This is a genomic window from Rhizobium sp. BK650 (assembly GCF_014195325.1).
In the GTDB taxonomy this organism is placed as follows: Bacteria; Pseudomonadota; Alphaproteobacteria; order Rhizobiales; family Rhizobiaceae; genus Rhizobium.
Genome location: NZ_JACIBK010000016.1, coordinates 64,034 through 77,495, shown reverse-complemented (window position 1 = coordinate 77,495; position 13,462 = coordinate 64,034). Strand labels below are relative to the sequence as shown.

Here is a 13,462-nt window from a genome sequence, read left to right as displayed (position 1 = left end):
CTTAGCTGCGGAAGAGCGAGAGAATGTTCTGTGCAGAGGAATTGGCGATCGAGAGAGACTGGATCGCAAGCTGCTGCTGCGTCTGCAGGGCAGAGAGCTTGGAGGATTCTTCTTCCATATTTGCATCGACGAGGCGGCCGATACCGGAGTCGATAGAGTTACCCAGGGCACTCACGAAGGTTTCCTGCAGCTGAATTCTCGTCGAAATCGAACCCAGCTGCGAGCCTGCATTCGTCAAGGCTTGGAGCACGAGTTCGACGCCGGAAAGCGCTCCGTCGAGCTGACCCTGCGTGAAGTTGGTGATATCGAGCGCGTAGATCGAAGGCATGACAATAACCGTACCGCCGTAAGTCCCGTTGAATGCGGTGCCGATGATCCCGCTCGTCGTTTGGATCGTGCCATTGCTGTTCATCCCAAACAGCACATTGCCAAGCGTGCCGTCGTTAAGAACATAATCCGTCATCTTGACCGAAACGGCATTCGAGCCGTCACGGACGAAGGAGGAGACGACGCTCTTCGTGCCCGAAGCGCCTGCAACCCAGTTTTCACCGGAGAAGGACGCCGACTGGGCGATGCTCACCAGCTGTTCCTGCAGCTGGTCGAGTTCTTCCTGAATCTTGGTTTTGTCGACGCCCTTTTCCGTGGCAGCAACGATCTTCGCCTTGATTTCCGTGACGACGTCGATGGCGTTGTCCATGGCGGTGTAAGCGGTGTCGACCTTGGCAGCGCCGAGGCCGAGGGCGTCGGAAACAGCCGAGAGCGCTTTGTTATCCGAACGCATGGTCGTCGCGATCGACCAGTAGGCAGCGTTGTCGGCGGCCTTTTCGATGCGATAGCCTGAGGAGACGCGAGCCTGGGTATTCTTGAGGCTATCGTTTACGCCGCGCAGGGTCTGCAGCGCTGCCATGGCAGCGTTGTTGGTAAGGATGCTTGTCATGTTCCGTTTTCCGCAATCGAAGTGAAAGGGTCATCCGGACAAGTCCGGTAACGGCGACGCTTCATGCAAAACCCGAGCGAGCCGGGTCATTGCCGTTAACGAATGGTTGCGCCCAACATAGTTAATATTTCCTCAATTAGCTTTGCGGAAAATTTAATTTAAGCTCTCGTTAGGGCTTGCGGCAGCAATCGATCGGCTTTGGAAAAGCGTAAGAGGAAGAAAGAAATTAATCAATGATTCAAAGGGCTTATGGAATTGGTGCTGGGCGCCGAGTAGTCCCACGCCAGCCAGGGAAACCACCCGCTTAAACTTTTTTCGCATTAATGAATATTATCGCTTTCCAAACAACGGCTGCTGGGATGCCCGGTCGAATCATGACCGGTCCTCCGAATTGGAGAGCGCCTTTTCCGTTATTCGTTAACGTGCGCCGAAAATCGCCGAGCCGACGCGCACACTGGTTGCCCCGAATGCAATGGCGGTTTCATAATCGCCGGACATGCCCATCGAAAGCTTTTTCACACCGCATCTTTCAGCGAGCTTCGCGAGCAGTGCGAAGTGCGGGCCAGGATTCTCTTCCGCCGGCGGAATACACATCAGCCCTTCAATGGCAAGGCCAAGCTCATCGCCACAGAAATTGACGAAGGCCGTAACGTCGTCAGGAGCTATGCCGGCCTTTTGTGGCTCCAGGCCGGTATTGACCTGCACATAGAGACGAAGGACCTTGCCCTGCGACTTCATTTCCTCCGCTATGACGCGGGCAATTTTCTCACGGTCGACGGTTTCGATGACGTCGAAAAGCGCAACCGCTTCGGCAGCCTTGTTGGATTGCAGCGGACCGATGAGGTGCAGCTCTATGCCAGGCATTTCCTTTTTCAGTTCCGGCCATTTTCCCTGGCTTTCCTGAACGCGGTTCTCGCCGAAGATTCGCTGGCCGGCTTCGATTGCGAGGCGAATGGTATCGGCCTCAAAGGTTTTCGAGACAGCCACGAGTTCGACAGAGCGTGCGGGGCGGCCTGCATCGCGCTCTGCCGCGGCGATCTTGGACCGTACTTCGTTTAACCGCTCTTGAAGCTCCATCGCTCTGCTCCGACATCATGCCTAATTCACTGGCAATGCACTAATCACCTCCAGTGGGCTTGCCAAGACTTCTCTCCACGGAAATCGCCTCAAATCCGAGATCGAACGCCTGAAGCGCCCGCAAAACTTGACGCTTGGTTGGTTTCATGGTGAAGGTCTCGACCGACCTCCCCTGATTTTCCGGAAATTCTGATACTATGGCTACCGAACGTTACAATCCGCGCGATGCTGAGCCCCGCTGGCAGCAGAAATGGAACGAGGAAAAGGTCTTCGAGACCGACAATTCCGATCCGCGCGAGAAATATTACGTCCTGGAAATGTTTCCCTATCCGTCGGGTCGCATTCACATGGGCCATGTCCGCAACTACGCCATGGGCGACGTGGTGGCGCGCTATAAGCGCGCCCGTGGCTACAACGTCCTCCATCCGATGGGTTGGGACGCTTTCGGCATGCCGGCGGAAAATGCCGCGATGGAGCGCGGCGTGCACCCCGCATCCTGGACCTACCAGAACATCAACTCGATGAAGGCTCAGCTGAAGGCGATGGGTCTCTCGCTGGACTGGTCGCGCGAATTCGCCACCTGTGATGTGGAATACTATCAGCAACAGCAGCATCTTTTCCTGGATTTCCTGGAAAAGGGTCTCGTTTACCGCAAGCAGTCCAAGGTGAATTGGGATCCGGTCGACAACACCGTTCTTGCCAATGAGCAGGTCATCGACGGCCGTGGCTGGCGCTCTGGAGCGCTGGTGGAACAGCGCGAATTGACGCAATGGTTCTTCAAGATCACCGATTTCAGCCAGGACCTGCTGGATGCGCTCGATACGCTCGACCAGTGGCCGGAAAAAGTGCGCCTTATGCAGAAGAACTGGATCGGCCGCTCCGAAGGTCTGACGATCCGTTGGGAAATCGTTCCGGAAACCGCACCCGCCGGCGAAACCGAAGTGACGGTCTATACAACTCGCCCGGATACGCTGTTCGGCGCTTCCTTCCTGGCGATCGCTGCCGATCATCCGCTCGCCAAGGAAATGGCGGGCACGAATGCCGATATCGAAGCCTTCTGCGAGGAATGCCGCCGCGCCGGGACCTCTCTTGCCGCGCTTGAGACGGCCGAGAAGAAGGGTATGGATACCGGCATCCGCGTGAAGCATCCGCTCGACCCCTCCTGGGAACTGCCGGTCTATGTCGCCAACTTCGTTCTGATGGACTACGGCACGGGCGCAATCTTCGGCTGCCCCTCGGGCGATCAGCGAGATCTGGATTTCGCTCGCAAATATGGTCTGTCGGTCGTGCCGGTCGTCATGCCGAAAGACGGCGATGCGGCAAGCTTCACCGTCGGCGATGTCGCATACGACGGCGAGGGCGTGATGATCAACTCGCGCTTCCTGGACGGCAAGACGACCGACGAGGCCTTCCAGATCGTTGCCGACAAACTGTCTTCCACCCTGCTTGGCAATGCACCGCAGGGCGAACGCAAGATCAATTTCCGCCTGCGCGACTGGGGCATTTCCCGCCAGCGTTACTGGGGCTGCCCGATCCCAGTCATCCATTGCGATGATTGCGGCGTCGTGCCGGTTCCGAAGAAAGACCTGCCGGTAAAGCTGCCGCAGGACGTCACCTTCGATCAGCCCGGCAATCCGCTGGACCGTCACCCGACCTGGCGTCACGTCGCCTGCCCGCAATGCGGCAAGGATGCGCGTCGTGAAACGGACACGATGGATACCTTCGTCGATTCGAGCTGGTACTTCACCCGCTTCACGGCACCTTGGGAGAAGCAGCCTACCGATCCGGCCGCGGCCAACCGATGGCTGCCGGTCGACCAGTATATTGGCGGTATCGAACACGCGATCCTGCATCTGCTCTATTCCCGCTTCTTCACCCGCGCGATGCGCGAAACCGGACATGTAGACGTCAAGGAGCCCTTCAAGGGCCTCTTCACGCAAGGCATGGTGGTCCACGAAACCTATAGCCGCGGTGCGGGCATGCACCGCGAATGGGTTTCGCCCGCCGATATCCGTATCGAGGAGATCGACGGAAAGCGTAGCGCCTATCTGCTTGATGGAGGCGAGGAAATCACCATCGGCTCGATCGAAAAGATGTCGAAGTCGAAGAGAAACGTCGTGGATCCCGACGATATCATTGCCTCCTACGGCGCCGATACCGCTCGCTTCTTCGTTCTCTCCGACTCTCCGCCCGAGCGCGACGTAATCTGGTCGGAAGCCGGCGTCGAAGGTGCCCACCGCTTCACCCAGCGCTTATGGCGCCTGATTTCGGAAGCTGCCGAAGTCCTCTCCACCGTAGAGCCGAAGCCGGCAAAGGAAGGCGAAGCACTCGCAATTTCCCAGTTGGCCCACAAGACCCTGAAGGCGGTTCAGAACGACTACGACCGGCTCTGGTTCAACAAGGCGGTCGCTCGTATTTACGAACTCGTCAACGCGCTGGCAGGCCCGCTGACGAAGGTGGCAGCCGGCGAGGGTGATACGGCCTATCGATCTGCGATCCGCGATGCGGCGGAGATCCTCATCCAGCTCGTCGCACCGATGACCCCGCATCTGGCGGAGGAATGCTGGATGACCCTTGGCAATAAAGGCTTGATCGCCCATGCAGCCTGGCCAGCCTATGACGAATCGCTCGTCGTAGAGAACGACGTGATCCTTCCCGTGCAGATCAACGGCAAGAAGCGCGCCGAATTGACAATTTCTCGCGACGCAGATCAGAATGCCGTCACCGAAGCCGTGCTGGAATTGGACGCGGTGAAGAATGTCTTGAACGGCCAGGCACCGAAAAAAATCATCGTGGTTCCACAGAGGATTGTAAACATTGTCGTCTGATTTTGCCCGCAAGCTTGCGCGCCGCGCCGGCATCGTTACGATCCTCGTCTCTACGGCGTTCCTTTCCGCCTGCCAGGTCCGGCCACTCTATTCCGAAAGCACCGGCGTTACCGAGAAGCTTGGCTCCGTCGGCTTTTCCGAAGCGGGTACGCGCGTCGGCCAGGTAGTTCGCAATCGTCTGATCTTCCTGGCTTCCCGCGGTGCCGGTGAGGTTGAGAAGCCGGATTACATGGTCGATCTGCAGGTTTCGTCATACGTTGCCGATACTTTGCTTGTTCAATCCTCCGATACGTCTCGGGCGGGACGCGCGAATGTGACGGTCAGCTATACGTTGCGGACGACGAAGGACAATCGTATCATCAAAGCAGGTAGCCGCTCGGCAATATCTCTGGTTGACTTCCCAAGCCAGGAATTTGCCAAGCAGCGAGCAATTCTCGATGCGGAAAATCGCGCGGCCAATCAAGCGGCCGAGTTCGTGGGAGCGGATCTTGCCGCCGCGCTCAGCCGCTAAAGGAGCGGTGGCGTGGCGGAAATCAAATCCCATGAGTTCGAAGGGTTTCTGCAGAGATCCGTTCGCCAGTATCGCATCTATCTGATCTATGGCCCGGACCGCGGACTTGTTTCCGAGCGGGCTGGGATGATTGCGGGAAAGACTGGCATCGACCAGAATGACCCCTTCTCTCTCACCAAACTCGACGTGGGCGATCTTCAGAAGGAGCCTGGGAGGCTGGTCGATGAGGCCCAGTCCATCGGTCTTTTCGGCGGCGAAAAGCTGATATGGGTGAGGGGTGCGGCAAACGAGAAATATCTCGTCGATGCTGTCGCATTTCTGTCAGGCGCCTCTCTCGACGCAGCCAGCATTATCGTCGAAGCCGGCGATCTAAAGAAGGGTTCGGCCTTGCGCAAAACGGTCGAGGCCGCCCGTACCGCCGTCGCCATTCCCTGTTACGCCGACGACGGCCGCGCGCTGAATACGCTGATCGACAGCGAACTTTCTGCCGAGGGATTGGGTATAACTCCCGCCGCCAGACAGGCCCTCATCACACTGATCGGTGGCGACAGAATTGCTTCGAGAAACGAAATTCGAAAACTAGCCCTCTATTGCCGCGGCATAGGGACAATCGAAGATCATCACGTTACCGAAATAATCGGGGACGCCAGCGCGATTTCGGTCGATGATGCTGTGGATGCGATATTGAGCGGCAATAACAACAATTTCCTGCATGCCATGCAGAAGATCACTAGTTCCAAGACCTCGGTTTTTCTGGTTCTCCAAGCCTGCCTTCGGCAATTTCAGCTTCTCGATACGATGCGTGCGGAGATGGATGAGAAGAGATTGCCGCCCGCGCAAATCATGCAGACGCTGGGCAGACATCTTCATTTCCGCCGCAAGCCGATTCTAGAGCAGGCATTAAAAAGCTGGAGTGCCGACGCTATTTCTCGTGAAACAAAACGTCTGCAGGCAGCTGTCCTCCAGACGAGGCAGCGTCAGATATTGGAAGACAGCATCGCCATGCAGACATTGCTCTCGACAACGCTGCAATCAGGAAGACGCCCCTAGTCCAGATCAGCGCCGCTCGAGAAGTCGGCAGACTTCTTCGAGCTGTTCCAGAGACTTATAAGAAATACGAATCTGACCACCGCTGGCCTTGTGATTGATGGACACATCGAGTCCAAGCGTATCCGACAGCGTACGCTCCAGAGCCAAAGTGTCCGAATCCTTCTGGTTCCTTTGAACGGGCGTTTGTGGCTCGGACTGAGCCTTGATGTCGTTCTGTGCGAGCTTTTCTGCGTCGCGTACCGACATGCCCTTGGAAACAATTGTGCGCGCGAGTGCAGAAGGATCCGATGTCGACACCAGCGCACGCGCATGCCCTGCAGAAAGGCTTCCTGCGGCCAGCATGTCACGGACAGGCTCAGGCAGCTTCAACAGGCGCAGCGAATTGGCGACATGGCTGCGGCTTTTGCCAATGATCTCGCCGAGATCGTTTTGGGTATATCCATATTCGGCAATGAGTTGCTCGTAACCGAGCGCTTCCTCAAGCGGATTCAGATCGGAACGTTGAACATTCTCGACGATGGCGATTTCCAGCGCCGTCTTATCATCGACGTCTCTGATGATAACGGGAATCTCGATCAAACCTGCCAGCTGGGCGGCACGCCACCGTCTTTCGCCGGCTATAATTTCATAGCGGTCCCGCGAGAGTGTTCTAACCACGATTGGTTGCACGATACCGTGCTGGCGTATCGAACTCGCTAAATCGTGAAGCTCCGTATCATCGAAAAAACGACGAGGGTTGCGAGGGTTGCGAGTAACGAATTCGATAGGGATCATCCGGTCTGCACTGACTGCAGACCGCTCGGCCTCCGCTGGAACAGGCTGATCCATTTCACCTATAAGGGCTGCGAGGCCACGGCCAAGCCGTCTTTTCGATGTATCGTCATTCATGTTCAAAAAACTCGCTTAACTCTGTCATGCACCCGTTCAAGCCGCCAGCCTCTGCCGCTCCCGCTGGATGACTTCCGATGCGAGCTGCAAATAAGCTTGACTACCGGCACATTTGAGGTCGTAGAGGATTGCAGGCTTGCCATAGGAAGGCGCTTCCGAAACACGGACATTCCGCGGGATAAGCGTGTGATATACTTTCTCGCCGAGGTGAGTCCGCACGTCGTTGACGACCTGTTGCGCCAGATTGTTGCGCGCATCGAACATCGTTAGCACGATGCCTTGAATATCGAGCTGTGGGTTGACCGTCCGCCGGACCTGGTTGACGGTCTCCAGAAGCTGGCTCAAACCCTCAAGAGCGAAGAACTCGCACTGCAGTGGAACCAGAACCGAATGAGCTGCCGCCATGGCGTTCATCGTCAAAAGATTGAAAGAGGGCGGGCAATCGAGAAGGATGTAAGAAAAGGAGAGCGCTTCGGAGGAAGACAATGCCTTCTTGAGTTTAAAGACACGATCGCTTTGCTGAGAGATTTCCATCTCCACGCCAAGGAGATCCATTGTCGACGGGATAATAAAAAGATTAGGAACAGCCGTCTCAAGCGCGGTCTCGGCGACACTGGCTTCCGCCACCATTAGGTCATAGGAGGAAAGCCTGCGATTGCGCCGGTCAATACCCAAACCGGTGCTTGCATTACCTTGTGGATCCAGATCGATAATCAATACCCGTTCGCCGATAGCGGCGAGAGCAGTTGCCAAGTTGATTGCGGTGGTGGTCTTGCCCACGCCACCCTTCTGATTTGCGATGGTGATTATCCGATTACGTTCGCCAGCCATTGCCGCAATATCCGCTTTGTTAAACCAAGCGCCTGAGATTTGATATCTCGAGAATTACAGAATCTCGCTCAACAGCGCTATTGTGTTCTAACAGATCAAAAGTCCAGCGACCATGCGCTTTCTGAATTTCCCTCTGGTAATCCCGGCCTTTATGAAAAAAAGCCCGATTGTTTTCCTTGCCAACCATCCACGGCGACGCATACTCGATCAGCTTATCGAGATCAGCCAGCGCTCGGGCAGAAATGGCATCACAAAAGGGAACCCTAGCTGGTGCATCTTCTATCCTGATAGCATGTACCTCGCCCCGTCCGCCTGTTTCTCTCAAGGCAGTTCGCAGAAATGCTGCTTTTTTATTGTTGCTCTCCACCAGATGGACCCAGCCCGCCTGCTGTTCTGCCAAGAAAACCGCAGTAATCACCCCAGGAAAACCGCCGCCGCTTCCCAGATCGATCCAGGTTTGGGGATGAGGCGAGATCTGGAATATCTGCGCGCTGTCAGCGATATGCCGGCGCCACATGTCATCCATAGTAGAGGGAGCAGCAAGGTTGATTGTTTTGGCCCATTTTGTGAAGAGCTCGGCGAAATGACGCAGACGCTCCTGTGTTTCACGTGAAACACGTAATCCGTTTAAGTCCATTCCGGAAGACTCTCAAACCTTGCAGTCATTATGCGACTTGTGTGTCAGCGTCCCGGTGGCGACGCAGATGAACCAGTAAAAGCGAAATCGCTGCCGGTGTCATGCCCTCTACCTTAAGAGCTTGGGCAACGTTAGCAGGCCGCTGTGCACTGAGTTTGCTCTTCAGCTCGTTGGAGAGGCCGGACAAGGTGCCGTAGTCGAAGTCAGCTGGAATCAAGCGGGCCTCGTCCCGCCGCTGCACCTCAATGGCGGCCGCCTGGCGATCCATGTAGACAGAGTAGCCAGCCTCGATCTCCAGCGCTTCGGCAATCTTTTTCGAAAAAACCCCCAAGCCTTCCCACACTTTGCCCAAATCTTCAAAGCTATGTTCAGGATAAGAAAGAAGGTCGTAAGCGGTGCGCCGCTGGCCATCAAGATTGAGGTTCAGGCCAACGCGGCGGGCTTCGCTCGGGGTCACCGACAATGATTGAAGCATCGTCCTGGCGCGTTGGAGGGCACTTTGATACGCGTCAAAACGTTCACGTCGGCCAGCAGAAATACATCCGAGCTCGATTCCCACCGGCGTAAGTCGTACATCGGCATTATCGGCACGAAGAGTCAATCTATACTCGGCACGCGATGTAAACATTCGATACGGCTCCGTAACACCCCGGGAGGTCAGATCGTCGATCATCACCCCGATGTAGGAGTTCGTACGGCTAAATATAAAAGGCTGAGAGTTGCTGCTCGAAAGTGCAGCGTTAAGGCCAGCGGCAAGTCCTTGCGCGCCAGCTTCTTCATAGCCCGTCGTCCCGTTGATCTGGCCGGCAAGAAAGAGTCCCGGAAGTTTCTTGACTTCTAATGTCGCCGACAACTCGCGCGGATCAACATGGTCATATTCGATCGCGTATCCGGGATGCAATATCTCTACATGTTCAAGACCGGGGATCGTCTTGATAAAAGCCGCCTGCACTTCGGCCGGAAGCGAAGTAGAGATCCCATTTGGATAAACAGTGTCGTCGTCCAGGGCCTCGGGTTCCAGGAAGATCTGATGTCCATCTCGCTCACCGAATCTAACCAGCTTGTCCTCGATCGAAGGGCAGTAGCGAGGACCCACACCTTCGATCTGGCCGGAATACATCGCTGACTTCCCTATATTGTCCACGATGATACGATGTGTCGCCTCCGTTGTCCGCGTAACGCCACATTCGACCTGCTGATTCACGATCCGATCCGTCATGAAAGAGAAGGGGATCAGTTCATCATCCGCCGCTTGGCGGCCAACAGAATACCAATCGATCGTTTTTCCATTCAGACGCGCCGGCGTCCCCGTTTTCAACCGACCTAGCTTCAAGCCCAAACGAGTAAGCGTTGCCGAAAGTCCAACAGATGGCGGCTCTCCGGTGCGGCCGGCGGGCGTCTTCTCATTGCCTATGTGGATAAGACCCCGCAGGAAAGTGCCGGTGGTGATGACCACGGAAGGGGCTGAAAAGAGCCGTCCGTCCTTCATCATTACGCCAGCGACTCGATTACCCCTTATCTCAAGGTCAAATGCGTCGCCTTCAATGACGTCGAGATTCTCAATCGCCTCGATGGCGTCGAGCATCGCGAGCCGGTAGAGCTTGCGATCGGCCTGGGTGCGCGGGCCGCGCACCGCCGCACCCTTCTTCTTGTTCAGCATCCGGAACTGAATGCCAGCTGCATCCGCGATGCGGCCCATGAGACCATCCATCGCGTCGATCTCTCGGACAAGATGCCCTTTGCCGAGGCCGCCTATCGCCGGATTACAGGACATGACACCGATTGTATCGCGGCGGTGTGTAATCAGGGCCGTCCTCGCGCCCATTCTCGCGGCCGCGGCGGCTGCTTCCGACCCTGCGTGGCCGCCGCCAATCACGATAACATCATAGCTACTGGCGCTCATGCGCAACTCCAAAAGGTTTCACGTGAAACTTCCCCATCATGGGCTGCTGATGTTCCACGTGAATCATTTTCCGATACAAAACTCTGAGAAGATGACACCAAGAAGATCTTCGACATCAACACGTCCGGTAATGCGTCCTAAATGGTCGCCTGCAAGCCTTAGCGATTCCGCTCTGATCTCCAAGCTTTGCCCTATCCGATCGATTGCTTCTGAGAGAGCCATCAGACATTTCAGAAGTGAATCCTTATGTCTCCCTCGTGCCGGAACAGATAAGGATAATCCCCCAAACTTCCGTTCGATGAGGGAAGAAACATAATCCCGCAGTTCTGGAAGACCCTCACCGGTCCTTATGGAAATCTGAAGACTATAGGAATTGGCTGAAGGATTCAGGTCGCGCTTGGTGCCAACAATAACATGCGATGAAGCGCGTTCCAAGTCAGCGGGATCCACTGGCTGCGGGGATCCCATATCGACCAGGAAAAGGACAAGGTCGGCATTGCTTAATGCCACCTGTGCCCTCTTGATTCCTTCTTTTTCGACGATATCGGCCGTGTCGCGCAGGCCCGCTGTATCGTAGAGCTTAACCAAATAGCCGTTCAGATTGATATCGACATGAAGGACGTCGCGTGTCGTCCCGGCGATATCGGTCACGATCGCCACATCTCTTTGGGCAAACCAGTTCATCAGGCTGGACTTACCAGCATTCGGCGCCCCGGCAATGACGACCTTAAAACCGTCCCGTATGATCTCTCCCATTTCGGCATGAGAGAGGTGGCTCTCTATCTCGCTCCGGAGCGCTGTCAACGAGGTCCAGATCTCATCTGAGACGGATCCCGGAACATCGTCCTCATCGGGAAAGTCAAGCTCGGCCTCGATAAGCGCCCGGGAATGCGTAATTCGTTCCGCCCACGAATCGTATAGACGGGACAGGCCACCTGAACTCTGCTCAAGCGCCAGTCGACGCTGCATTTCAGTCTCGGCCGCGATAAGATCGGCCAATCCCTCTACCTCGACGAGATCAAGCTTGCCATTCTCGAAAGAGCGACGGCTAAATTCCCCTTCCATCGCAAGCCGGGTTTGCGGAAATGATGCTAGTTCCTTTGAAAGGCCAGATATAACCGCTCTCGAACCGTGAACCTGAAATTCTGCGGAGTCCTCACCCGTGAAAGAGGCGGGACCTGGGAAAAAAAGAACCAATCCCGCATCGATCGTAAAACCGTTCCGACTCCGAATCGTTCGATAGGCGGCAGATCGCGGCGAGGGAACCCGACCGATCAGCGTTTCCAAGATAAGACGGGTCTGTGGACCGCTAACACGGATAACAGAGACGCCTGACGGCGGCGCGCCGCTCGAGAGAGCGAATATGGTATCGTTCCACATTTCCATCTTCTGCCAATCAGTTCGTTTCCGCATCGACCTAAACAGAAAAGGCTGGCGGTCGCATAACGACTCACCAGCCTCAATCTGAGGAATCCGGCTAACGATCAGGTATTCATCGAGTCGAAGAAGTCGCCATTATTCTTCGTCTGCTTCAGCTTGTCGATGAGGAATTCGATCGCGTCAGTCGTGCCCATCGGCGCAAGAATGCGACGCAGGACAAAGATCTTCTGCAGATCCTGCCGCGGAACGAGCAGATCTTCCTTACGCGTGCCGGACTTGAGAATATCCATGGCCGGGAAGATGCGCTTGTCTGCGACCTTGCGATCGAGAACAATTTCCGAATTGCCGGTGCCCTTGAACTCTTCGAAGATAACTTCGTCCATGCGGCTGCCGGTATCGATGAGGGCCGTCGCAATGATGGTCAGCGAACCGCCTTCCTCGATGTTACGTGCAGCACCAAAGAAGCGCTTCGGACGCTGGAGCGCGTTCGCGTCGACACCACCTGTCAGAACCTTGCCCGACGACGGCACCACGGTATTGTAGGCGCGGCCAAGGCGCGTAATGGAGTCGAGCAGGATGACGACGTCGCGGCCATGTTCCACGAGGCGCTTTGCCTTTTCGATCACCATTTCGGCGACCTGTACGTGGCGAACGGCCGGTTCGTCGAATGTGGAAGAAATGACTTCGCCGCGAACCGAACGCTGCATGTCCGTGACTTCTTCCGGACGTTCATCGATCAGCAGCACGATCAGATAGCATTCCGGGTGGTTCGCGGTGATCGAGTGAGCGATGTTCTGCAGCAGAACCGTCTTACCAGTACGCGGCGGAGCAACGATCAGGCCGCGCTGGCCCTTGCCGAGAGGCGCCACGAGATCGATGACGCGCGGGGAGAGATCCTTGGAGGTCGGAACATCCAGTTCCATCTTGAAGCGCTCATTCGGATAGAGCGGCGTCAGGTTGTCGAAGTGAACCTTATGACGGATCTTTTCAGGATCATCGAAATTGATTGTGTTGACCTTGAGAAGCGCGAAGTAACGTTCGCCTTCCTTCGGACCGCGGATCGGACCCTCGACGGTGTCGCCGGTCTTCAGCGAGAAACGGCGGATCTGCGAAGGGGAAATGTAGATATCGTCCGGGCCGGGCAAATAGTTGGCATTTGCGGAGCGTAGAAACCCGAAACCATCCTGCAGGACCTCAACGACACCTTCACCGATGATTTCGATATCCTGACTGGCAAGAACCTTCAGGATTGCAAACATGAGCTCCTGCTTGCGCATCGTGCTCGCGTTTTCGACCTCGAGCGATTCTGCAAAAGCCAGAAGATCCGTCGGCGATTTACTCTTAAGTTCCTGAAGCTTCATTTCAGCCATGAAGTGACCAATACTCTTTATTTTAGAAGGGGAAAGGCGATGTTGGGTCG

The 13,462-nt window shown here is 55.9% G+C and carries 11 protein-coding genes; 3 read left to right on the top strand and 8 right to left on the bottom strand.

Annotated elements, in window-relative coordinates; all coding sequences use genetic code 11:
* Position 1: 1 nt before the first annotated feature.
* Positions 2-937: a flagellin gene (locus FHX15_RS27965; RefSeq protein ID WP_184401608.1), complete on the bottom strand. Its 936-nt coding sequence runs from the start codon at positions 935-937 to the stop codon at positions 2-4.
* Positions 938-1,354: 417 nt separating this feature from the next.
* Positions 1,355-2,014, bottom strand: coding sequence for a YggS family pyridoxal phosphate-dependent enzyme (locus tag FHX15_RS27960; protein WP_184401607.1), 660 nt, complete (start codon positions 2,012-2,014; stop codon positions 1,355-1,357).
* 197 nt (positions 2,015-2,211) lie between these two features.
* Here FHX15_RS27960 and leuS point away from each other — a divergent pair, with 197 nt between their 5' ends.
* The 3 genes from leuS to holA are packed head-to-tail and all read left to right on the top strand — an operon-like array spanning position 2,212 to position 6,403.
* Entirely contained in the window at positions 2,212-4,842 is a 2,631-nt protein-coding gene (leuS, locus tag FHX15_RS27955) for a leucine--tRNA ligase (protein ID WP_184401606.1), read from the top strand.
* The gene (gene lptE / locus FHX15_RS27950; protein WP_184401605.1) at positions 4,832-5,353 is read left to right on the top strand and encodes an LPS assembly lipoprotein LptE; all 522 of its coding nucleotides are present in this window, start codon (positions 4,832-4,834) and stop codon (positions 5,351-5,353) included. The genes leuS and lptE overlap by 11 nt, the downstream gene beginning before the upstream one ends.
* Positions 5,354-5,365: 12 nt before the next feature.
* Positions 5,366-6,403: a DNA polymerase III subunit delta gene (gene holA, locus FHX15_RS27945; protein ID WP_184401604.1), complete on the top strand. Its 1,038-nt coding sequence runs from the start codon at positions 5,366-5,368 to the stop codon at positions 6,401-6,403.
* A 6-nt stretch (positions 6,404-6,409) separates the two neighbouring features.
* On the opposite strand, the gene FHX15_RS27940 is transcribed toward holA, so the two are convergent.
* The 6 genes from FHX15_RS27940 to rho form a co-directional block, all read right to left on the bottom strand.
* On the bottom strand, positions 6,410-7,291 hold the full coding sequence (locus tag FHX15_RS27940) for a ParB/RepB/Spo0J family partition protein (RefSeq protein WP_184401603.1): 882 nt from the start codon (positions 7,289-7,291) through the stop codon (positions 6,410-6,412).
* A 36-nt stretch (positions 7,292-7,327) separates the two neighbouring features.
* Complete coding sequence (locus FHX15_RS27935; RefSeq protein ID WP_184401602.1) at positions 7,328-8,122, bottom strand: ParA family protein; 795 nt, start codon at positions 8,120-8,122, stop codon at positions 7,328-7,330.
* Positions 8,123-8,141: 19 nt separating this feature from the next.
* A complete protein-coding gene (gene rsmG, locus FHX15_RS27930; protein ID WP_184401601.1) occupies positions 8,142-8,759 on the bottom strand; it encodes a 16S rRNA (guanine(527)-N(7))-methyltransferase RsmG in 618 nt (205 codons plus the stop codon).
* A gap of 28 nt (positions 8,760-8,787) precedes the next feature.
* Entirely contained in the window at positions 8,788-10,662 is a 1,875-nt protein-coding gene (mnmG, locus tag FHX15_RS27925; protein WP_184401600.1) for a tRNA uridine-5-carboxymethylaminomethyl(34) synthesis enzyme MnmG, read from the bottom strand.
* A 63-nt stretch (positions 10,663-10,725) separates the two neighbouring features.
* Entirely contained in the window at positions 10,726-12,048 is a 1,323-nt protein-coding gene (gene mnmE, locus FHX15_RS27920) for a tRNA uridine-5-carboxymethylaminomethyl(34) synthesis GTPase MnmE (RefSeq protein ID WP_184401599.1), read from the bottom strand.
* Between the two features lie 98 nt (positions 12,049-12,146).
* On the bottom strand, positions 12,147-13,412 hold the full coding sequence (gene rho / locus FHX15_RS27915) for a transcription termination factor Rho (protein WP_029868909.1): 1,266 nt from the start codon (positions 13,410-13,412) through the stop codon (positions 12,147-12,149).
* Positions 13,413-13,462: the final 50 nt, after the last annotated feature.

Coding starts and splice junctions, on each gene's coding strand:
- leuS (WP_184401606.1), top strand. CDS start 2,212: ATGGCTACCGAACGTTACAATCCGCGCGATGCTGAGCCCCGCTGGCAG.
- FHX15_RS27960 (WP_184401607.1), bottom strand. CDS start 2,014: ATGGAGCTTCAAGAGCGGTTAAACGAAGTACGGTCCAAGATCGCCGCG.
- mnmE (WP_184401599.1), bottom strand. CDS start 12,048: ATGGAAATGTGGAACGATACCATATTCGCTCTCTCGAGCGGCGCGCCG.
- FHX15_RS27965 (WP_184401608.1), bottom strand. CDS start 937: ATGACAAGCATCCTTACCAACAACGCTGCCATGGCAGCGCTGCAGACC.
- FHX15_RS27940 (WP_184401603.1), bottom strand. CDS start 7,291: ATGAATGACGATACATCGAAAAGACGGCTTGGCCGTGGCCTCGCAGCC.
- FHX15_RS27935 (WP_184401602.1), bottom strand. CDS start 8,122: ATGGCTGGCGAACGTAATCGGATAATCACCATCGCAAATCAGAAGGGT.
- mnmG (WP_184401600.1), bottom strand. CDS start 10,662: ATGAGCGCCAGTAGCTATGATGTTATCGTGATTGGCGGCGGCCACGCA.
- rho (WP_029868909.1), bottom strand. CDS start 13,412: ATGGCTGAAATGAAGCTTCAGGAACTTAAGAGTAAATCGCCGACGGAT.
- rsmG (WP_184401601.1), bottom strand. CDS start 8,759: ATGGACTTAAACGGATTACGTGTTTCACGTGAAACACAGGAGCGTCTG.